Raw genomic sequence first — 20740 nt, forward strand, 5'->3', positions numbered from 1 at the left:
TCACGAAGCCCACGAAAACTGCCGCCGGCGATTTCCGGCGGCTTTCTCGTCCCGTTAGGGTTAGTTCCGCCCGCGCCAACTGTGCCGGTTCTACCGACCGCGCGAGCGGTCCGTATTGACCCACTTTTCCACGCTCCTTAGATTGGGACTCTGGTGGGGTCCGCGCGCACGAAGCGCCGCGAGCCACGGCGCGTAGACGTTCACGCAGGGAGTCAGACAATGGCGACAGCGCAAGCGGGCCTCGAACCGACCATTTTCGAGCGCCTGGGCGACCGGTTCAACGCCTTCGTCGAGGGGTGCGTGCGCGTCATCTCCCGGATGCTGGGCGGTTCGACCGACGAGCGCCGGATCAAGAGCATCGGCTACATCCGGCCCCGGAACGCGGAGGCGCACACCGTCCTCGCCGGCTCGGCACTCGCGCGGGTGAACGAACTCGAACCGAAGATGCAGGGCCTAACCGACGACGAGTTGAAGGCACTGAGCACGGAGTACCGGGAGCGGCTGAAGCAGGGCGCGACGCTCGACGCCCTGCTCCCCGAAGCGTTCGCGGCGTGCCGCGAGGCCGCGCGCCGCACCAAGAGCATGCGGCACTACGACGTGCAGATCCTCGGCGGCGCGGTGCTCCACGGGTACAACACCGGGCTCGGCAGCATCGCGGAAATGAAAACGGGCGAGGGCAAGACGCTCGTCGCCACGCTCGCCGCGCACCTCAACGCGCTCGACGGCCAGGGCGTCCACGTCGTCACCGTGAACGACTACCTGGCGCGACGCGACTGCGAGTGGATGCTCCCCATTTACAACGCGCTGGGCGTCTCGGCCGCGTACATCCAGTCCGACATGGACCCGGAAGCCCGGCGCCGGGCCTACGAGTGCGACATCACCTACGGCACCGCGTCCGAGTTCGGCTTCGACTACCTGCGCGACAACATGAAGATCGCGCGCCACGACGACGAGCAGTACCACCCGTACTACCGCCAGGTCCAGCGGGCGCACCACTACGCCATCATCGACGAGGTGGACAACATCCTCATCGACGAGGCCCGCACCCCCCTCATCATCAGCGGCCCGGCGTTCTCCGACGCCAAGCGGTTCGCCGAGGCCGACAAGGTGGCCCGCGCGCTGGCGGAACTCGAGCGCAAGGCGCGCAAGGAGCTGATCGCCGCGGGCACGGTCAAGGCCGGCGGGACCGAGGGCGACAACCTCACGATCCTCGCGCCGATCGACCCCGCCAAGGTCGACCCCCAGAACCCGCCCCCCAAGGGCGTGTACTTCGAGATCAAGGAGAAGGAGCGCACCTGCCACCTGACGGACGTGGGCGTGCGCAAGGCGGAAGAGCTCGCCGGGGTCGAGAGCTTCTACACCGCCGGCAACATGGAGTGGCCGCACCTGATGGACAACGCGCTGAAGGCGCACCACCTCTATCAGCTCGACCGCCACTACATGATCGACCGCGACCAGCGGGAGAACAACGAGCTCAGCATCGTCATCATCGACGAGCACACCGGCCGCGCGATGTACGGGCGCCAGTGGTCCGACGGGCTGCACCAGGCCGTGGAAGCGAAGCACCCGAAAGAGGGGGTGCAGATCAAGCAAGAAACGCAGACGATGGCCACGGTCACGCTGCAAAACTTCTTCAAGCTCTACGCGAAGCTCGCCGGGATGACCGGGACCGCGAAGACCGAGGAAACCGAGTTCTGGAAGATCTACAAGCTCGACGTGGTCGCGGTCCCGACCAACAAGCCGATGCGCCGGATCGAGCACAAGGACCTCGTGTACCGCACCGACAAGGAGAAGTGGGACGCGGTGGTGAAGGAAGTGGTGGAGCTGTGTAAGACCGGGCGCCCGATCCTGATCGGCACCAAGGACGTGGACCGCAGCGAGAAACTCTCGCACATGCTCAAGCGCCAGGGCGTGAAGCACGAGCTCCTCAACGCGAAGCCGGAGAACGTGGGGCGCGAGGCCGAGATCGTCGCGCAGGCCGGGCGCATCGGCGCGGTGACCATCTCCACGAACATGGCCGGCCGCGGAACGGACATCATCCTCGGCGGGAACGCCGAAACCCTGGCGTGGGCGCGCCTCAAGCAGCTCAAGGACTCCGACAACCGCCCGCTGTACCCGACCCGGCTCGAGGTGCCCAACGACGTGTGGACCGCAACGGTCAACGAGATCGAGTCCAAGGAGAAAATGAAAGAAGAGGGCCGCAAGGTCGCGGAGATGGGCGGCATGCACATCCTCGGCACCGAGCGCCACGACTCGCGGCGCATCGACAACCAGTTGCGCGGGCGCGCCGGGCGCCAGGGCGACCCGGGCTCGAGCCGGTTCTACCTGTCGCTCCAGGACGAACTGATGCGCCACTTCGGGGGCGAGTGGGTCGGCAAGGTGCTCACGCGCCTGGGCATGGAAGAGGGCGAGGCGATCGAGTCCGGGATGGTGAGCCGGCGCATCGAGGGGGCACAGAAGAAGCGCGAGGAGATGCACTTCGACCAGCGCAAGAACCTGCTCGAGTACGACGAGGTCATGGACCTCCAGCGGAAGCGCGTTTACGGCGCGCGCCAGGAAGTTCTGGACGGCAAGAACCCGCGCCTGATGATCCTGGAAATGATCCGGCTCCAGATCGAGTCGGCGAACGAGCGGTTCCTCGCGGACAACTACGGCGCGGCCAGTTTCGCCGAGTTCGCCAGCAATCGGCTCGGTATGGAGTTCGAGGCGAGCGACTTCCGCACCTCTTCCTACGAGGACGCTTCGCGCCAGGCGCTCGAACAGGCCATCGCGAACGTGCCGACCTTCATGCAGGAGCGGTTGGAAGAGAACCTCAACTCCGACGAGGACGAAAAGGACTGGAAGTGGTCCGAACTGACGCGGGCGATCAACGCGAAGTACGACCTGAAGCTCACCGAAAAGGACCTCCGAAAGATCGGAGCCGATAAACTCGCGGAGGTGCTCGTTCACAAGGCCGAGACCGCGGTGAAGGCCGTGAACCTCGCCGACGGCGAACGGTTCCTCACGCGGACCTACGGGGCGGAGGCCCTGGCCGAGTGGTGCCGGCAGAAGTTCGGTATGAAGGTCGCCGTCGAGGAGATCCAAACGCGGGGCGGCGCCGAACTGACCGAGTACCTGTACCGCAAGGTTCTGGCGACCTACCGCCAGAAGGACGTGGAGTTCCCGGTCCGCGTCGCGATGCAGAACTTTATGTCGGACAAGCCCGCCGCCGGGCAGCAGCGGTACGACCGAGACGGCCTGTACCGGTGGTCGGCCCAGCGCCTCGGTACGGTGATGGCCGCGCGCAAGCACGGCCCAGAAGCCCTCGCGGACCCGGCGGGGTTCTTCACGGTCGCGTTCAAGGCGCTCGACGAGGAGGGCTGGACGGAGGAGCTGATCCGCACGGAACCGCGCTCGAAGCTTCGCGAGAAGCTCACGGAGATCGCGCCGAAGGCAATGCCGGCGGGCGACGTCAGCGAGATCGACAAGCAGCTCGAATCGATCTTCACCGGGGCGAAGGTGGCCGAACAGGAGGACGCGAAGGAACTGGTCGAGTGGGCGCAGCGGGAACTCGGGCTCACGCTCGACTCGGCACGGATCGTCGGCAAGACGCCGGACGAAGCGCGCCACGGCATCCTGAACGCCTACGACGAGAAGTACCGCCCGGAAATGCACTCCGTGGAGCGCACACTGGTCCTGGAACAGATCGACAGCGCGTGGAAGACGCACCTTCTGGTGATGGACAACCTGCGCAGCGGCGTCGGCCTGGCCGGGTACGCGCAAGAAGACCCGAAGATCGTGTACAAGCGCGAGGGGATGCAGGAGTTCGACAAGATGTGGGCCGGCATCCGCGACCGCGCGACGGAGTCGGTGTTCCGCATGGAAGAAATGGGCGACGAAGAAGCGCAGGCCGCGCTGTGGGCCGGCGCCCGAGCCACCCACGCGGCCGCGATCTCCGCGACCCAGGCCCGCCAAGCGCAAATCGATTCGAGCGAGCAGCAAACGAACGCGGGCGGCGAGGGCAAGAAGGTGGAGCCGATCCGCAACGAAGGAAAGAAAGTGGGGCGCAACGATCCGTGCCCGTGCGGGAGCGGCAAGAAGTACAAGAACTGCCACATGAAGATGGAAGCCGGCAAGAAGTAAGGCGCGAGTTTTAGCTGCGCAACGTGAAGCTCGAAAACAGCGGCCGGGTTCCACCCCGGCCGCTGTTGCACCTCGCCGGGAACGGATTCCCAATGCTCCTCAATCTCGTCTACCTGCTCGCGCTCGCGACCCTCTCACCGTGGTTAGTGTGGCGCGCATTCGCCACCGGCCGGTACCGCCGTGAACTCGTTGCCAAGTTCCTCGGTCGGGTGAGCGTACATAACCCCACGAAAAAGCGCGTCGCGTGGTTCCACGCGGTCAGCGTGGGCGAAGTGAACCTACTCGACACACTCGTGCCCCAATTCCGCAAGCGCCACCCGGACTGGCTCGTCGTCGTCTCGTCCACCACCGACACCGGTCTCGCGGAAGCGCGCAAGCGGTTCGCCGAACTCGATGTGATCGCGTGGCCGTTCGACTTCACCTGGGCCGTCGCGACCGCGCTCGACGCGGTGAACCCCTCGCTCGTCGTTCTCACCGAGAGCGAACTCTGGCCGAACTTCCTCGCCGCCGCGAACGCGCGCAATGTTCCCGTGGTCGTGGTGAACGCGCGCCTCAGCCCGCGGAGCTTCCGGCGCCTGAAGCGCGTCGCGGGCCTCGCGCGGCGACTACTGTTCCGCCACGTCACGCGGTTCGCGGTGCAAGAGGCCGAGTACACCGACCGCCTTCAGCAACTCGGCGTACCGCTCGCGAAACTCGTCACCACGGGATCGATCAAGTACGACGGTGCCGCGGGCGAGCGCGACACGCCCAAAACGCGCGCGCTGGGGCGCGAGATCGGGCTTGGGGAACCTTTCCCCACGGGTTTCCCCAGTGCCCCCCTTCGGTCAGAGAAACGGGAGGAGCAAAGACAACCTACCCCCCCGTCCCCCCTCGCTCCTTGTGAAGGGGAACCCCCTGCGGGTTCCCCCTGTAACCCCCTCCTGTCAGGGAAGGGGGCAGGCCCTTCGCGATCCACAGATGGTGCGCGAGACGCAGAGATTTCGCACGTCAGCACCCCCTTCCCTTCAGGGAGGGGGGACGGGGGGGTAGGTTCTTCTCTCGTCCTCCTCGCGGGCAGCACGCACGCACCTGAAGAGTCACTCGTCCTCGACGCCTTCGCGCGCCTGCGCACTCGTTTCCCGTCTCTGCGACTCATCCTCGTTCCGCGCCACCCGGACCGCTTTGAAGAAGTCGCCCGTTTGGTCGAAGCGTCGCAATTGCCGTTCGTGCGCCGGAGCCGAATCACCGCACCGCTAGCCGAAATGCCCGCGGTGGTGGTGCTCGACACGGTGGGCGAACTCGGGGCCGCGTGGGGACTGGCAGACGTGGGGTTCACCGGCGGAAGTCTCGATGGCAAGCGCGGCGGGCAGAGCATGATCGAGCCGGCCGGGTATGGTGTGCCGTGCGTGTTCGGCCCGCATATTTGGAATTTCCGCGACGCCGCCCGGCGGTTAGTGGAGGTCGGCGGGGCCGCAATGGTGAAGGACGCGACCGAGTTGGAAGCCGAACTCGCGAAGCTCATTGCCGATACCGAACTCCGGTCGCAAATGGGTAATGCAGCACGCGAACTCGTGCGCCGGCAACAGGGCGCGACCGCACGCACGCTCGATGTACTCGGCTCCGTAATCACTTCTCGGGCGCTCACTCGCGCCGCCTGAATCGGCTAGAATTGGCGCACCCCAATTCACGGTTCGGGCGCGATGATCCAGACCTACACCTTTAGTGCCGCGGGTGGCCACGCCGCCAACGAAGACGCATTCGTGCTGCGCCCCGACGCCAACAAAGAAGGGCGGGTCGTTGCGCTCGCCGACGGGCAAGGCGGGCGCGCCGGCGGAGCGCGAGCCGCCCGGCTCGCGTGTGAAATTGCCGGGCAACACGCTACCTGGGATGAATCACTCGGCTGGGTCGAGATCCTGACCCGCGCAGATGTCACGGTCGCACAAGATCACGAGGCCGGGTTCACGACTCTGGTCGGGCTGCGCGTTTGCGCCGACCGCGTTGTCGGTGCTTCATGCGGTGACAGCGCGGCCGCCGTAGTCTGCGGCGAACAGGCGCCGCGCGTGTTGACCTCTCGACAGTTCAAAAACCCGCCGGTCGGTTGTGGCGCCGCGACCTTCGTCCCGTTCGAGATGAAGCTCACGCGCCCCTGGAAGCTACTCGCAATCACAGACGGCGTGTGGAAGTACGCAGGATGGGAGCGCGTATGGGACTGCGCCGCACGACTCTCGGGCACGGAGTTGATCGCGGAACTTCAGAGTGCGGCCCAACTTGTCCTCACCGGCGAGTTTCAGGACGACTTCACCGTTGTGTTGCTTGAAAGCGAGTAGAGCATGTACCGCATCACGCAGTGCTTCTCGGTCGGGCCGTTCGCGTCTACGGAGCGCGCGGAGAAACTGCTCGCGGCCGGTGTCACGCACGTGCTGAACGTGTCCGACGGGCCGAGTCACGTGTCGGCCGGCGAAGGTTCGTTCGCGGACGTCGTATGGGTGCCCATGTCCGATAGCCGCCGACTGATGCTCTCAACCGCGGTGCGGGCGATCGACGCGCTTCACGAACTCGCCTCAGCACCGGACGCGCACGTCTACGTTCACTGTGTCGCGGGCTTGGTCCGCTCGCCAACGATCCTGTGGCTGTACCTAGTTGCGTGCGGCCTCCCACCAAAATTCGCACGCGACACCATCGAAACGCGGTCGCCCAACGCCACCGCAGGCCACTTCCGTATGGTCGACCACGAACACGTGCTGCTCGCGCAGAAGCACGGACTCGCTCGCTTTCTTCCCCACCCGCGTAGGGAAGTCATCGTGCCGTTTCCACTAATGGAAGAATAACTGGTGCTATTCGCCGAACGTCACGGGAAACTCGGCCGCAACGGTTCACGCGCGCACGATCGGGCAGAAGACCTGCTCACGTCCACCGCGTTCCAACTGCTGCGATATCTGCCACTGGAGGTCGGGTTGCTGGCGGTGTTACGTCGCATGCGCGCCGTCGGCTCCGACGGTCACGTCGCAACCGAAGCACCCGCATGGCTGATGCTCAATACCGTGACGGCCGCCGACTATACTTTTTGGCCGCGCTGGGCGGGGTTCGGCGAACCCGATGTTGTCGTCACGTTATCGGCGAGTGGAGTCACCGTTGGTCGCTTGGTGATCGAGGTGAAGTTGGATGCAGGAAAGAGCGGGGAAGCGAAAGAAGATACTGAGACCGCAGATGCCCCCGACCCGGATCAGTTGCGGCGATACTGGCAAGGGCTGCGTACCACATCCGATGCCCCGGCACTCGGTGTTGTGTATCTGACATCGCACCCGATTCCACCGGTCGACGACTTGACTGTGTCGGTCGCGCGCGAACCGGGTGACTGGTTAGGATGGCTCTCGTGGCGCACCGTCTGGTCCGTGGTGCGGGCCAGTGAGTTGCTCCCAGCGCGCGATTTGGCCGACATCCTCGCAGCAAAGGGCCTGAAGTGCTTTGACGGCTTTCACTCCCAGCCTTGGATTTTGCCTCATTCACCACGACGCTACTGGTCAGCGCCCTCGGCAATTTGGTTCGCGCAACCAGTTCGAGTTTTCCCAAACAGTGCGCGCTTTTGGACCTCATTGAGAGGGATATCGTGAACGAAACAAATCTCAGCAAATCCGTGGCATCTGCCACGGATTTTCTTTACGGCATCCTCGCGGACGTGCGCGCGATGCTTTTGTCACTGGAAGCGGCAATGGAGCAGGCGGGTTGGCGATCGGTAACAAAGAAGATTGCCACTGCTAACCTGAACTCCACACTGCAAGGGGAATGGCTCTTATGGTGGTGTTACCGATTCTACGCACCAATGGATGCCGGCGAGAGTTTTGACCGACTCGTTGCCATCGTCTGTAACCTTGGCCCGCCCGAAGGTGCGGAACATGACTACGCCACACTTCTCGCAGCGGCTGTTCGATTCCCCCAGCCGACCAATTTCGACGAAATATATAACTCGTGGAACTCGACCTTATCCGTATGCCGTGCCGCGCTCGAACGTCCAGACATTTCTATTCTCACTACCTCTGAGTACGCGGACTTCAGCCCGCACGCATCTGCGGTCGCGGCGATCGCCTTTCCTTTGTGCGAATTGACCTCTGAACAGGAAATCAACACGCGATTGGTAAAGCCTTTACTCGCTGCCGAAGCGTTATTGGGGGCGCAGTCGTGATTGCATCACTCGCTTACCTCAACGGTCGGCTCCTACCGTTCACGGAAGCCGCTCTACCGCTGCACGACGCCGGGTTCGTGTCCGGCGCGACGATCGTGGATAACGCGCGCACGTTCCGACACAAACTGTTCCGCTGGCCGGACCACCTCGCACGCTTCCGACGCGACTGCGCCGCGTGCTTCGTCCCGCTCGACGCGACCGACGAGCACCTCACTGCAACCGCAGAAGAACTCGTCGCACACAACGCGAAATTGCTCCCGCCAGGGAGCGAGTTGCAGTTGGTCACGTTCGCCACCCCCGGACCGCTCGGGTTCTACCTGGGTGAAGCGAACAGCGGCCCGCCGACGCTCGGCATGGTGACGTACTCGCTGCCGTTCGCGCGCTACCGGCGATTCTTCACAGAAGGCGTGACACTCGCGGTAGCAGGGACGCAATCGTCCGATCCGGCCGACCTTCTACCCCCGCGCGTGAAGCACCGCAGTCGGCTGTTCTGGCACATCGCCGACAAGACGCTGAACGACCCCACGAACCGATTTCACGCACCGGGCGCGGTACCGGTCGTCCTCGATCACGCGGGCACTGCAGATACGGCAATCGGGTGCGTTCTGGCCGTAATCGACGATACGGTTGTCCACCCGGCGGCGGATCGCGTTCAAGACAGCATCAGCGCAAAGGTGATCGCCGATTTGTGTGCTGTCACCGGGCTGAACTACCGAACCGACGCGCTCGACTTCCGCCAGTTGTGCGAGCCGAGCCAGAACGGGGGAAGCGCGATCGTTCCTCGCGTGTCCGAACTGCTGTTAGCCGGTACCGGCTTCTGCGTAGCCGGAGTGAAGCGCGTTGCCTGTGCGGGGCACGCGCGCGACTACACGTGGCCCGGCCCGGTGTGCGGAAAGTTGCTCGCGGCGTGGAGCGATTTGGTCGACATGGACATCGCGAAGCAGTTCACCGGGGCGGGTGATTGATGACACAAAACCCGTTCGATAAGGCTTCGCGCTACGCGGTCAAGCTCGACCCGTCTGCGTTCCTCGCGTGGGCGACCGGGCTTGCGCCCGAGCGCATCGAGTTCCACGATTGGCTCGATACACGTGCGGTGGCGCTACCCGGAGCCGCGGACCGCACCGGCGACACGATCGCCCGGGTGACCAACCCGGACGTCGTCGAATCGCCGTGGGCCATCGCGATCGAGTTCCAGATCGAACCCGACGCACTCATGTTCGGCCGCCTGATGGTGTACTTGGGGCACCTCTGGCAGGCGATCAAGCCCGATGCCGAGCGCGGGAGCCGGTTCAACATCGGGGCCGTCGTGATCAATCTGACCGGAAGCGGCGCCGCGTCCCGCGACATGCGCTGGCCCGGTACGGGTTTCGTCACGCACCTCGGGGTTGTAGAACGCAACCTCGGGACCGAAAACGCCGACACAATTCTCACCGGCGTTGAGAGCGGGCTGTGGTCGCGCGCACTGTTGCCGTGGCTACCGTTGATGACTAACGGTGCCGACCCGGGTATCATCGATCGGTGGAAGGTACTCGCGAATACGGAACCCGATCGCCGACGGAAAGCGGACTTCGCCGCCCTTGCTCTTGTCTTTGCGAGCGCCGTTGGGCGAGAAGAAATCTGGGAAAAAGCTCTGGAGGGCTGGAACGTGATTGAATCCACCGTGGTGAATAAGTGGATCGCCGAAGGTAGCGCAAAGGGGCGTACCGAAGGGCGTGCTGAAGGGCGCACCGAAGGGCGCACCGAAGGGCGCACCGAGGAAGCGGTTGCTCTCGTGATTGCCGTGTTGGAGGCCAAATTTGGGAACGTTCCTCCCGAGGTCGAAGCGGCGATTCGCGGGTGCTCAGACCTCGCGCAATTGCAAACCTGGGTGACTCAGGCCGCAAAGACTGCGGCGTTCGACGAGTTCCGGACCACCGCCGGGCTGTGACCTTTCTGGCACGCCAATGGTCTCGAGGCACATTCACCGCAGCTCGCGTTACCCGATCCCGAGGGTAGACGGCGCGTTCTTCACGGGCTCTTCTTTACACCCTTGACAGCTTGTGACATTTGTCACAAGCTACGGTCTCGGTCCCAGCCGGGCCGCTGGCGGTGGTGACGCGCTTGTCTCTCCCCACCCCCGCCGACTCGCGGCCGATTGGGTTTATTGCCGCCCGCTCAAGCGCCAGGATTGCCACATGTCCCTCTCTCGCTCTCGCGCCCGAAGGCCGCGGTTCCCGTGGCTACTCGCACTCATTTGTGCCCTCCCGATCGGGCTCCTCGGCGCGGCCCCCACGAGCCCGTTCGTGCTCTTTGGCGCGGGGTGGGAACCGTTTTTGTTTCTCACCTCCGATACTTACGGGCTGGGCGAAAAGCTCGGATTACTCGGCTGCCTTGTCGTCGCCGTGTGCGGCCTGGGCTACGCCGCGTGGCTCATGAAACAGGTGTACGCGGCCGACACCGGTACCCCCGCGATGCAGAAAGTCGCGCAGGCCGTGCGCGAGGGTGCGAACGCCTATCTGCGACGGCAATTCACCGTCGTCGGCGTGCTCATTGTGCTGCTCACTGGTGTCATCATCGTGTCGAAGTGGCCGTGGCACGTCGAGCCCGGGGCGCACTCCGCGGGTGAACTAAAGACGATCGCGGTCGGGCGCGGGATCGCGTTCCTGATAGGCGCCCTGTTTTCCGCGGCGGTGGGCTTCACGGGTATGCGGCTCGCGACCGCGGGCAACCTGCGCGTTGCGGCGGCGGCCCGCACGAACTTCGGCAGCGCGATGCGAATGGCGTACAAGACCGGTACCATCACCGGCATGTTCACCTGCGGGTTGGGGCTGCTCGGCGGCGCGATCATCCTGCTCGTGTTCGGCGAACTCGCCTACGAGATCCTCATCGGCTACGGCTTCGGTGGGTCGCTGCTGGCGCTGTTCATGCGCGTCGGCGGCGGCATCTACACGAAGGCCGCGGACGTGGGGGCCGACCTCGTCGGGAAGGTGGAACAGGCCATCGCGGAAGACGACCCGCGGAACGCGGCTACCATCGCCGATAACGTGGGCGATAACGTCGGCGACTGCGCGGGGATGGCGTCGGACGTGTTCGAGAGCTACTCGGTCACGCTGGTCGCGTCGGTCATGCTCGGGTACGCGGCATTCGGTTACAAGGGGATGATCTTCCCGATTCTGGTCCAGGCCGTCGGCGTGGTCGCGAGCATCATCAGCACGTCGATGGTCGGGGCCGGAATCACGACCGGTAACAGTTCCATCGCGATGGGTTCCATCAACCGCGGGTTCTGGCGCAGCGCCATCATCAGCACCATCGGTTTCATGCTCTTCGGCCTCATCTACCTCCGATTCGATGCGGCCTACATCGTCGAGCGCGGCATCGACAAGGGCATGTACCAGGAACTGTACGACAACCTGGACGTGCGCAAGGAAATGAACCTGACGCACACCGGTCAGCACACCGTTGCGGACCAGGTGAAGGAACTGCGCGACCTGCGGAACGGACCGGAGCGGAACTCCGAGAAGACGGTGAAGTTGGAAGAGGAGGTCGAAAAATACCGGGCCGCGGCACTGGAGGCGTGGCGCAAACTCGACGCCGCGAAGAAAGCCGAATTCGCCGACCGAAAGGTCCACATCGCTGCGGCCAGCCGAGATCACGAGAAGACACTCGTTGCGGAACTCAAGAACCGCGGCGTGAACCAAGACGGCGAGAACCGGGGCACAGCCACGCTGCTCGAACTATCGCAATCGCGCTACCACGTACCACTCAAGCCGGGGCTGAACCTGTCGATCGCGTGGTGCTGCCTCATCGGTATCGTGCTCGCGGTCGCGCTCAACAAATGCACCGAATACTGGACCAGCACCGAGTACAGCCCGGTGCGCGAAGTCGTGCGGGCGAGCAGCACCGGCCACGCGACCAACATCATTTCCGGTCTGGCGCTCGGACTCGAAAGCTCGGTGTGGGCGGTCCTCATCATTTCGGGCGCGATCCTCGGCGCCGTCGCGGTCTGCAACGATGCGCAGAACCTCCTCTACATGGCGTTCGGGGTCGCGATGTGCGGCATCGGGATGCTCACGCTCACCGGCGACACGATCAGCATGGACGTATTCGGGCCGATCGCGGACAACGCGAACGGCATCGGCGAAATGGCGTTCAACCGCAACGCGGACGGCAAAGACCTGAAGCCCGGCGACGCCGGCTACATGACCGAAGCCGAAAACACCGCGGCGCGGAAAATCCTCGCGGACCTCGATGCGGTCGGCAACACCACGAAGGCCATCACGAAGGGCGTCGCGATCGGCTCGGCGGTCATCGCGGCCGTGTCGCTGTTCGCCAGTTTCATCGCAGTGCTCGTGACCGGCAGTGAAGAGAAGATCGGCCAGTTACTCATCGGCGACTTCACCGCGGGCGCATCAAAACTGACCGTCGCCGAGCCGCTCGTGTTCATCGGCATGCTGATCGGCGGCGCGGTGCCGTTCTTGTTCAGTGCCATGACGATTCGCGCCGTTGGTCGGGCCGCGTACCTCATCGTGTTCGAGTGCCGCAAACAGTTCCGCGACCCGGAAATCATGGCGGGCACGAAGACGCCCGACTACGGGCGCGTGGTAGACATCTGCACGAGCACGGCTCAGCACGAGCTGATCGGCCCCGGCCTGCTCGCGATCGGCACGCCGCTCGTGGTCGGGTTCCTGCTCGGGCCGTTCGCGCTCGGCGGGTTCCTGGCCGGGATGATTCTCAGCGGCCAGCTCATGGCGGTGTTCATGTCGAACGCCGGCGGCTCGTGGGACAACGCCAAGAAAATGATCGAGGACGAACCGAAGGACAAGGAGCGGAACACCGGTAAGGGCAGCGAGAAGCACAAGGCGAGCGTGACCGGCGACACGGTGGGCGACCCGCTCAAGGACACGTCCGGTCCCGCGATCAACCCGCTCATCAAAGTGATGAACATGGTGAGCCTGTTGGCACTGCCCCTGGTGATCCTGCACAACGTGAAGGACGGGACCGGCAACGTGGTCATCGGTCTTACGGTCGCGGTTGTGGCGGGTTTGGCCGTCGCGTGGGCGTGGTGGCAGTCGAAGAAAGACACCACCGCAATGAACGCGATGGACCAAGCGCCCCCAGCGCCGACCGGCGACGGAAAGTGATACGCGAAGCGCCCGAACGAGTTCGGACCGGCTAATGGGATGCGACAGGATCGGGCACCGATCTTGTTTGGCCCGTTAGCCGGTCCGAACTCTTCGTGTTTCCGGTCAAACCGCCGCGTGATAGGCTATTCGCGTCTCCCACTCCCACACGCGGCACCACATGGACCTGTTCGCTATTACGCTGTACTCGCGCGACCCCGGTTCCGGGCGCCTGCTCCTGCACGCGATGCCGGTGATGGTCGTCGTGCTTTGCTGTCTCGCCATTGCTTACCGCTATTACTCCGCGTTCCTCGCGGCGAAGGTCGCGGTACTCGACGATTCGCGCGTCACGCCCGCGAACCGGCTCAACGACGGCCAGAACTACCACCCTACAAACAAATGGGTGCTGTTCGGCCACCACTTCGCGGCTATCTCCGGGGCCGGACCACTGATCGGTCCCGTACTCGCCATCCAGTACGGCTTCGCGCCCGGGTTGGTGTGGCTGGTGATCGGCGTGTGCCTCGCGGGGGCCGTTCAGGACATGCTCGTGCTGGCCGCGAGCGTTCGGCGCGACGGGAAATCGATTGCCGAAATCGCGCGCCACGAACTCGGGTACCCGGCCGCGATCATCGCATCGGTCGCGATCCTGTTCATCGTGGTGATTGCGCTCGCCGGTTTGGGCATTGTGGTGGTGAAGGCACTCGGCGGCGAAGAGGTGAAGTTACCCGCCGAAACTCGGGTGATACTACCGCAAATTGGTGAATCCGCAAAGGAAATTGAAACAACTGGAACCAGCGTAACGCTGCAATTCCCGCCGGGTTGCACACTACTTTACGAGCCGGCGAATGCACAACGAACCGTGCGCTCAGAAGCATTCCGCGTGCGCTGCCCTCAACCACCTTCCGTGAACCGAGTTCATGAAGGTCGATTGATGATCGAGCCTTTTGGGGACCGCAAAACGATATTTCGTAACGAAATTCCCGCGGTGTATACACTCCCCGCGGGTTCAACTCAACTCGTGCCCGGCTCATCGTGGGGCACGTTCACCATCGCGTGTACGATCCCGATCGCGCTGCTGGTCGGGCTGTGGATGTACCGCATCCGACCGGGGCGCGTGGTCGAGGCGTCGCTCATCGGCGGGTTCCTTACACTCGCGGCAGTTGTGGCCGGGAACTGGGTTCCCGGGTCGCCGCTCGAACGCTTCTTCTCTCTCACACGCGATCAGACCATCGTTACCCTGGGCGTCTACGGGTTCATCGCCGCAGTGCTCCCGGTGTGGCTGCTGCTCGGACCGCGCGACTACCTCTCCAGCTTCCTGAAGATCGGCACCGTCGGGTTGCTCATCGTGAGCGTGTGTGTCGCGAACCCGGCACTTCAGGCCCCGCCGATCAACGAAGTGTTCCTCAACGGCGGGCCGACGTTCCCGGGGCAGATCTTCCCGTTCGTGTTCATCTGCATCATGTGCGGCTCGATTAGCGGCTTCCACTCGCTGGTTTCCAGCGGCACGACGCCGAAAATGGTCGAGAAGGAATCGCACATCCGCACGATCGGATACGGCTCGATGTTGATCGAAGGGTTGGTCGGCGTCACCGCGCTAATCGCTGCTGCGGCGCTGCCATCGGAGTTGTACTACGCGATCAACGTGCCCATCGACCGCGCGCCCGAGTACCAGAAGCAACTCGACGAGGTGTACGACAAGTACGGCGTGAAGGTGCCCCCGGAAGGAAAAGACCCGGCGCACGCGACCAATGTGGATTCACCGCAGCACCTCGATTTGGGTCAGGTGGAAGAAAAGGTCGGCGGCGAGTCACTGCGTGGGCGGACGGGCGGCGCGGTCACGCTCGCCGTGGGGATGTCCGTCATCTTCGAGCAGGCGTTCAACTGGTTCGGTGTTACGGGCGAGTGGCTCCTGAAATACTGGTACCACTTCGCGATCATGTTCGAGGCGCTCTTTATTCTCACGACGATTGATGCCGGGACGCGCATCGCGCGGTTCTTGCTCCAAGAAAGTGTGGGGCGCGTTTACGCTCCGATGGCCAAACAGAACTGGTTGCCCGGGGCGCTCTTCGCCAGCGCCGCGGTTACCGGCGGGTGGTGCTGGCTCGTGTGGACCGGCAGCGTCGATACCATCTGGCCCATGTTCGGCGTTGCCAACCAGTTGCTCGCGGTGCTGGCGCTCGCCCTGGTAACAACGTGGATGGTGAACAACGGGCGCGGAAAGTACGCGGCCGTCACGATCGTCCCGATGCTGTTCGTGACCAGCACCACGCTCACGGCTAGCGTGCAATTGGTCACGGGCCGGTTCGCGCAGTTGATCGAAACCGGGCGCGCAAAGGTGGCTGCCGGGGCGCCCGAGGTGGGGCAGAAAATGATCCTGACGGGCTACCTCAACACGGCACTCACCATCTTCGTCGTCACGTGCGTCGTCACGCTGCTGTTTTGGTCCGCGGCGCGCTGGCTGACGGTGTGGCTGGGTTGGGGTAAACCCGGGAACGCCCCGAAAGCCAGTTCCCCGAACCCGAACGGTGCAGCGTGACGCGACACGCGCGAGAAACCATTTCGCTCGCGGTCGCGGCCGCACTGGGCGAAGCCGCGCTCGTCGCGTTCGTGACCACTGACTGGTCGGCGGTCGGGGCGAACGCGATGCTGTTTGCGTTCCTCGCAGGACCGCCCCTCTTTCTTGCCATGACCGCGTGGCGCCGGCGCACGCACCCGGCCCGATCGCGGCTCCTCTTCTTGGTAGCGGTCGCGGTCGCGGTCGGTGGTTTGGGCGTCCTCGGATTCGATCTCTACCGCTACAGCACGGACGCGCAGTTCCGCCGAACGCCCAACATGCACGGCCTGGTGGTGCCCATCGTTCAGTGGATCGTCATTCTGGCAATCTGGCTAGGACTAGTGATCCAGGAGAGTCGGGAAAAAAGAAACGCGAATAGGGTCACTACGAACGCCGGCCCCTCTGAAGTGAAGACAAAACACCTCTAACTCTTCGCCCCGGAGGGGCCGGCGTTCGTAGCACAGGGCGGAAGCCCTGTGTCTTGGTCTTGGGTCTCTGGTTTTTGTTTCTTTCGCGCAAAACGCTTGACGTGGACCGCGCGCGATGGCATATCACGCGACTCATTCCGTGGGAACAATCCGCGTTGGGGGGCGTGTCATGCGGCGAGTCGTGCTCGCGGTGGGGGTGCTGTGCGCGGTCGGGGTGACCGGGCGCAGCACGGCGCAATTTAACACAACGGCCGCGCCCAGCAGCGGCGGAACCACGATGCCGGGCCAAGTCGTCGGCGGGTACCGCGGTCAGGTGCTGCCGGTGGGTCAACAGAACCCGCAAGCCGCGCCGCAAGTGGGTCAACCGATCACCGCGAACGCGATGCAGCGGCCCTACGACCCGAACCGGCCCTACGACGCGCTGAAGGGCACGGGCATTGACCCAAAGGACGTGCTCGCACCGCTCGTCGGCGCGGACGGGAAACCCATCGCCACGCCGGACGCCCTGGACAAACTCTCGGAACGAATCAAGGCGTTCTTCATTAAGAACCCGCCGCCGCCGCGCCCGCCCTACACGCCCGGCATCACCCGCCGGGCGAAAGAACGCGCGTCCCAGATGTGGCGCCGGGATTGAGTTCCGAGGTTGTTGGCGCGAAGTGCGCTGATTCCTTTGCACTCACTCCGTTAACTGGAACGAGTCCAAGAACGCGGTCGATTCGTTTGAGGCCGCGTAACTGTCGGTGCCGAGTACCGTTACTTGGTACAATCGCGCACCGACAAGGTAGATCCGGGCGCGAAGTGTTCCGACATTCGGCTCCGTGACGTCCGCCGAGAAGTCGCGCCCGGGGTATTTGCCCGCGAGTGTGGTGTTCGTCTCTGACGCGAGTTTCCCGCCCACAGCTCGGATCATGTCGTCCTTTGCCGAATCCAAGTAGCGCGGAATCAGTTCCGGTGGCTCGTCGCCCTTCAGCGGGAGTTCCGTTACCGCGACCGTGCGCGCCCCGTCTGTCGTTACGACGGAGTAAACGACGGAGCGCCTCCCACCGACCGTCTTCTCAACGACCTTCGGTTCGCCGGCGAACTGTGCCTGGAATTTGTCGCCCTTTGAGACGAACGCGGGCGGGTGCTGCTGGCAACCCGCGGCCAGCAACACGGTAGCGATAATCCCAAGGTGCAACCGAATTGCGAACACGGTATTCGCCCCCGTGCGGTGAACGATGCGCCGGGGCACCATAAACGCCCCACACCAACTACAGGTCGGCGTCACCTCACGCGCCTAATTCTTTTCCACCGGATCGACCTAGGGCATCTCGACTCTCTCGACCGACGAAAGGAACGCTTTGGGGAGCATCCGCAAATTGATCGTGGACCGCACCTTCAGCTCTTTCCCGCCGCTCACCGCGAGTGACATCGCGGAAATGAGTTTGTCTTCCTTACCGATCAGTTGCTCCACTTGACCCGGGGGGCCGCCGGCCTTCTCCACCAGTTTCATTATGCGGGCCGGGTTCACCACGATATCGAGCACCGGCGCCTCGGCCGCCTTCACCGCGAGCGCGTCCTTCATCACCGTGATCGCGTCCGGGCCGACGACCACGAACACGCCCTTCGGTGCGAACGCGAACGCGATGAGGCACTTGTCGCCGCCGAACGGCTTGTCGAACTCGACGAACCCGCCCCCGGGCACCTTATACGTGTGGATGTTGGTGGTGCCGGCCTTCGCCGCGTTCCACTTGAACCGCTCCTGTTCGTTCCCCGGCGCGTCCTTCTCGACGAACTTCTTGAACTCCTTTTCCAGCGCCGCGGTGTCCTCGAACGCGCCCGCCACAACCGCGCTGAAGTCCCCGTTCTTGTCCGGCCCGCGCACGGCGCCAACGATGTCCACCTCGCCCGTCTTCACGGTACGAATCAGCCCCTTAAATATTTCGTCCGCGAACGCCTTGACTGAGTCGTTGGCGGGTACCAACTTCTGCCCCTCTTCGAGCGATTTCACAGCACCGGCCTTCAGTTCGTCGTTGAAAAACGGCAGGCGCGTTTTGAACCCCACAACCGTGTCCGGTGTGAGCAGATCGCCGAACTTGTTGCCGGTCGGTTTGAAGCCCGCGATTGCTTTCGATAGGGCGGAATCGGGCTTCCCGTTGAGTGTGGCTTCAACGCTCAGATCTGCGGTCGTTACGTCGACGTTGAGTCGCACCGCGGCCGTGTCCCCGCCACCGAGAAGGAGGACGTAGCGCCCGACCATCTTCTCGAATTCTTCGACCAGCGGCTTGAAAATCATCGCCTCTTGCGCGCCGATGCCGAAGGCCCCCCGACCGTTCCCGAAACCGCCCCCGCCGAACTCCTTTTTGATCTCCTCGACGTACTTCGGCAGAGCCAATTTCACTTCGGGCGTGAGCCGATCGAAGTGAAATTTCCCGGCGAAGAGCGCCTGGTCCGCCGGATCGTAGAGTGTGTTGGCCGGGACGAGAACCTTGGCATCAAGGGCAGGCTCCGGTTTCAGCCCGTAGGAGATATAGGCGTACCGTTCACTGAACCGCATTCGGGCCTTGTACCGCGGGTCGAGCGGCGGGAGCTGGTACATTCCCTTGCCCAAGTCTTCGGGCTTCCCACTATTGAAGCGCTCACACAGCGCGAGGAAATCTTTCTCGTTGGTGACCGGGAACGCGATGACCGCCGTAATGTCTTCCGGCTTCGGAGCCAGCGTGACGTACCCCACGACCGGGCGCGTTAAGTCTAACCCGTTGAACCCCTTTTCGCCGAATCGGTCCTTGATCGAGTCGTTCAGAGCTTTGACCGCTTTTTCACCCCCGATGAGATCGGCCGCGGCGCGCAAGTCGTCGAGTACGCGATTGGCCGGCTGCGTTTGGAACGTGATCGGCGGGGCCGGGGGATCTGCGGGGAGGGCGACCGGCGCGACGAGCGCTGCGGCGGTCAGAACCAGTGCGTACCGCATGGGGTTCTCCAAACGTGTGATGTGACCGAACCGGCTCCCTCAGAATACGTGCCCCAGATGTCGTTTGCCATCCGGGGCACGATCAATTAGAACGCCCAACGGAGTGTATTCAACACCGGGGCTCGCGCTCCGGGTACCGGCAGAGCCTCACATGCACGAACGCGCTTCGACCTATTTCCGAGAACTACAGGACCGCATCTGTGCGGCGCTCGAAAGCGCCGACGGCGGGGCCACGTTTCGCGAGGACACGTGGACGCGGCCCGGGGGCGGCGGCGGGCGCTCGCGCGTGATCGAGAACGGCACCGTGTTCGAGAAGGGCGGGGTGAACTTCTCCGAAGTGTTCGGCGCGTTCACGCCGGAATTCGCGAAACAAATGCCCGGCGACGGGCTGGCGTTCACGGCCGTCGGCGTGTCGCTCGTGTTGCACCCGCGCAGCCCGCTGATCCCGACCGTACACGCGAACTTCCGCTACCTGACGCACGGCGCGAAGGCGTGGTTCGGCGGCGGCGGCGACCTCACGCCGTACTACCCGCTCAGGGAAGACGTGGTCCATTTCCACCGCATCTGGAAACAGGCGTGTGGCACCCACGTGGCGGTCGCGGACCACGCGAAGATGAAGAAGGACTGCGACGATTACTTCCACCTCAAGCACCGCAACGAGGCCCGCGGGGTCGGCGGCATCTTCTTCGACTACATGGACGCCACCGAAGATGCGTTCGCGTTCGTGCGCGACGCGGGGAACGCATTCCTCGATGCGTACTTGCCGATCGTGGAGCGCCGAAAGGGGTTGAGCTACTCGCCGGATCAGCGGTTCTTTCAGGAGTACCGGCGCGGGCGGTACGTGGAGTTCAACCTGGTGTACGACCGCGGCACGGTGTTCGGCTTGAAGACGGACGGCCGCACCGAGAGCATCCTGATGAGCCTCCCGCCGGTGGTGCGGTACATTTACGACTACCGCCCCGCGCCCGGATCGCCGGAGGCGGAACTGACGGAATACTGGCTCAAGCCGAACGACTGGGCCGCGATGGAGGGGTAAGCGCCTCAATCCGTCAATTTCGCTGTCAGGCGCGGCCGATTTCTGCGATCGATGTTCTTCTGCGTCCCGGACTTCTCGCGCCCGGGGCGCACCCACGCGATATCCTCATCGGAATCCGCGGTCATTTGCACGTCGCGGGTGTCATCGGTTTCAAAGCCGCCGATCGCTTTGAAGCCCGCGTTGTTGCGCGGACTGGTAAACATGTGGTAAACCACAACAGCCCTGGTCTTCCCAGACAGATAGTTCTGAGCCAGAGTGCCCGCGCCGCGCGCGTCGCCCACAACAAACGAATCACCGCGTGCCAGTGCCGCATCGAGGGCCGGGCGATAGTGCTCATCGAACTCGGCCGCAGTGAGGTCGAGGTGGCCGCTAACAAAGTGCGTCATTGCGTC

The 20740-nt window shown here is 64.0% G+C and carries 16 protein-coding genes; 13 read left to right on the top strand and 3 right to left on the bottom strand.

Translation table 11 applies throughout. From position 1 onward, the window contains the following. The first annotated feature begins 219 nt into the window (after nt 1-219). From secA to J8F10_RS25650, 12 genes are all read left to right on the top strand, one after another. Nucleotides 220-4122 (top strand): preprotein translocase subunit SecA, encoded by a 3903-nt coding sequence (secA, locus tag J8F10_RS25595; RefSeq protein WP_210658805.1) that lies wholly within the window; start codon nt 220-222, stop codon nt 4120-4122. Nucleotides 4123-4214: 92 nt separating this feature from the next. Next, the gene (locus J8F10_RS39260; protein WP_246523574.1) at nt 4215-5759 is read left to right on the top strand and encodes a 3-deoxy-D-manno-octulosonic acid transferase; all 1545 of its coding nucleotides are present in this window, start codon (nt 4215-4217) and stop codon (nt 5757-5759) included. Between the two features lie 42 nt (nt 5760-5801). Further along, nucleotides 5802-6428, top strand: coding sequence for a PP2C family serine/threonine-protein phosphatase (locus J8F10_RS25605; protein ID WP_210658807.1), 627 nt, complete (start codon nt 5802-5804; stop codon nt 6426-6428). Nucleotides 6429-6431: 3 nt separating this feature from the next. Beyond that, on the top strand, nt 6432-6929 hold the full coding sequence (locus J8F10_RS25610; protein ID WP_210658810.1) for a protein-tyrosine phosphatase family protein: 498 nt from the start codon (nt 6432-6434) through the stop codon (nt 6927-6929). 3 nt (nt 6930-6932) lie between these two features. Then, nucleotides 6933-7712 (top strand): hypothetical protein, encoded by a 780-nt coding sequence (locus J8F10_RS25615; RefSeq protein WP_210658811.1) that lies wholly within the window; start codon nt 6933-6935, stop codon nt 7710-7712. Then, entirely contained in the window at nt 7709-8281 is a 573-nt protein-coding gene (locus J8F10_RS25620) for a hypothetical protein (RefSeq protein ID WP_210658813.1), read from the top strand. Before J8F10_RS25615 ends, J8F10_RS25620 begins: the two co-directional genes overlap by 4 nt. Continuing rightward, the gene (locus tag J8F10_RS25625; RefSeq protein ID WP_210658815.1) at nt 8278-9246 is read left to right on the top strand and encodes an aminotransferase class IV; all 969 of its coding nucleotides are present in this window, start codon (nt 8278-8280) and stop codon (nt 9244-9246) included. Before J8F10_RS25620 ends, J8F10_RS25625 begins: the two co-directional genes overlap by 4 nt. Next, a complete protein-coding gene (locus tag J8F10_RS25630) occupies nt 9246-10208 on the top strand; it encodes a hypothetical protein (protein ID WP_210658817.1) in 963 nt (320 codons plus the stop codon). The genes J8F10_RS25625 and J8F10_RS25630 overlap by 1 nt, the downstream gene beginning before the upstream one ends. Nucleotides 10209-10455: 247 nt before the next feature. Continuing rightward, complete coding sequence (locus tag J8F10_RS25635) at nt 10456-13401, top strand: proton/sodium-translocating pyrophosphatase (RefSeq protein WP_210658819.1); 2946 nt, start codon at nt 10456-10458, stop codon at nt 13399-13401. A gap of 160 nt (nt 13402-13561) precedes the next feature. Next, complete coding sequence (locus J8F10_RS25640) at nt 13562-15916, top strand: carbon starvation CstA family protein (RefSeq protein ID WP_210658821.1); 2355 nt, start codon at nt 13562-13564, stop codon at nt 15914-15916. After that, the gene (locus tag J8F10_RS25645; protein WP_210658823.1) at nt 15913-16362 is read left to right on the top strand and encodes a hypothetical protein; all 450 of its coding nucleotides are present in this window, start codon (nt 15913-15915) and stop codon (nt 16360-16362) included. Before J8F10_RS25640 ends, J8F10_RS25645 begins: the two co-directional genes overlap by 4 nt. A gap of 169 nt (nt 16363-16531) precedes the next feature. After that, nucleotides 16532-16996, top strand: a complete 465-nt coding sequence (locus J8F10_RS25650) for a hypothetical protein (protein WP_210658825.1) — start codon at nt 16532-16534, stop codon at nt 16994-16996. A gap of 42 nt (nt 16997-17038) precedes the next feature. Here the strand turns inward: J8F10_RS25650 and J8F10_RS25655 are convergent, their stop codons facing one another. Together J8F10_RS25655 and J8F10_RS25660 are read right to left on the bottom strand one after the other, a co-directional pair. Then, on the bottom strand, nt 17039-17515 hold the full coding sequence (locus tag J8F10_RS25655; RefSeq protein ID WP_210658827.1) for a hypothetical protein: 477 nt from the start codon (nt 17513-17515) through the stop codon (nt 17039-17041). A gap of 147 nt (nt 17516-17662) precedes the next feature. Continuing rightward, nucleotides 17663-19312 carry a hypothetical protein gene (locus J8F10_RS25660; RefSeq protein WP_210658830.1) on the bottom strand — a complete coding sequence of 550 codons (1650 nt, stop codon included), beginning with the start codon at nt 19310-19312 and terminating at the stop codon, nt 17663-17665. Nucleotides 19313-19463: 151 nt separating this feature from the next. Here J8F10_RS25660 and hemF point away from each other — a divergent pair, with 151 nt between their 5' ends. After that, complete coding sequence (gene hemF / locus J8F10_RS25665; RefSeq protein WP_210658831.1) at nt 19464-20348, top strand: oxygen-dependent coproporphyrinogen oxidase; 885 nt, start codon at nt 19464-19466, stop codon at nt 20346-20348. Nucleotides 20349-20353: 5 nt separating this feature from the next. On the opposite strand, the gene J8F10_RS25670 is transcribed toward hemF, so the two are convergent. Continuing rightward, nucleotides 20354-20734 (bottom strand): hypothetical protein, encoded by a 381-nt coding sequence (locus J8F10_RS25670; protein ID WP_210658833.1) that lies wholly within the window; start codon nt 20732-20734, stop codon nt 20354-20356. Nucleotides 20735-20740 lie beyond the last annotated feature (6 nt).

It is taken from the genome of Gemmata palustris, from assembly GCF_017939745.1.
GTDB classification, from domain to species: domain Bacteria; phylum Planctomycetota; class Planctomycetia; order Gemmatales; family Gemmataceae; genus Gemmata; species Gemmata palustris.

Bases quoted from the DNA above. Each gene is read 5' to 3' on its own strand.
- secA (WP_210658805.1), top strand. From the start codon at position 220: ATGGCGACAGCGCAAGCGGGCCTCGAACCGACCATTTTCGAGCGCCTG.
- J8F10_RS39260 (WP_246523574.1), top strand. From the start codon at position 4,215: ATGCTCCTCAATCTCGTCTACCTGCTCGCGCTCGCGACCCTCTCACCG.
- J8F10_RS25605 (WP_210658807.1), top strand. From the start codon at position 5,802: ATGATCCAGACCTACACCTTTAGTGCCGCGGGTGGCCACGCCGCCAAC.
- J8F10_RS25610 (WP_210658810.1), top strand. From the start codon at position 6,432: ATGTACCGCATCACGCAGTGCTTCTCGGTCGGGCCGTTCGCGTCTACG.
- J8F10_RS25630 (WP_210658817.1), top strand. From the start codon at position 9,246: ATGACACAAAACCCGTTCGATAAGGCTTCGCGCTACGCGGTCAAGCTC.
- J8F10_RS25635 (WP_210658819.1), top strand. From the start codon at position 10,456: ATGTCCCTCTCTCGCTCTCGCGCCCGAAGGCCGCGGTTCCCGTGGCTA.
- J8F10_RS25640 (WP_210658821.1), top strand. From the start codon at position 13,562: ATGGACCTGTTCGCTATTACGCTGTACTCGCGCGACCCCGGTTCCGGG.
- J8F10_RS25650 (WP_210658825.1), top strand. From the start codon at position 16,532: ATGCGGCGAGTCGTGCTCGCGGTGGGGGTGCTGTGCGCGGTCGGGGTG.
- J8F10_RS25660 (WP_210658830.1), bottom strand. From the start codon at position 19,312: ATGCGGTACGCACTGGTTCTGACCGCCGCAGCGCTCGTCGCGCCGGTC.
- hemF (WP_210658831.1), top strand. From the start codon at position 19,464: ATGCACGAACGCGCTTCGACCTATTTCCGAGAACTACAGGACCGCATC.
- J8F10_RS25670 (WP_210658833.1), bottom strand. From the start codon at position 20,734: ATGACGCACTTTGTTAGCGGCCACCTCGACCTCACTGCGGCCGAGTTC.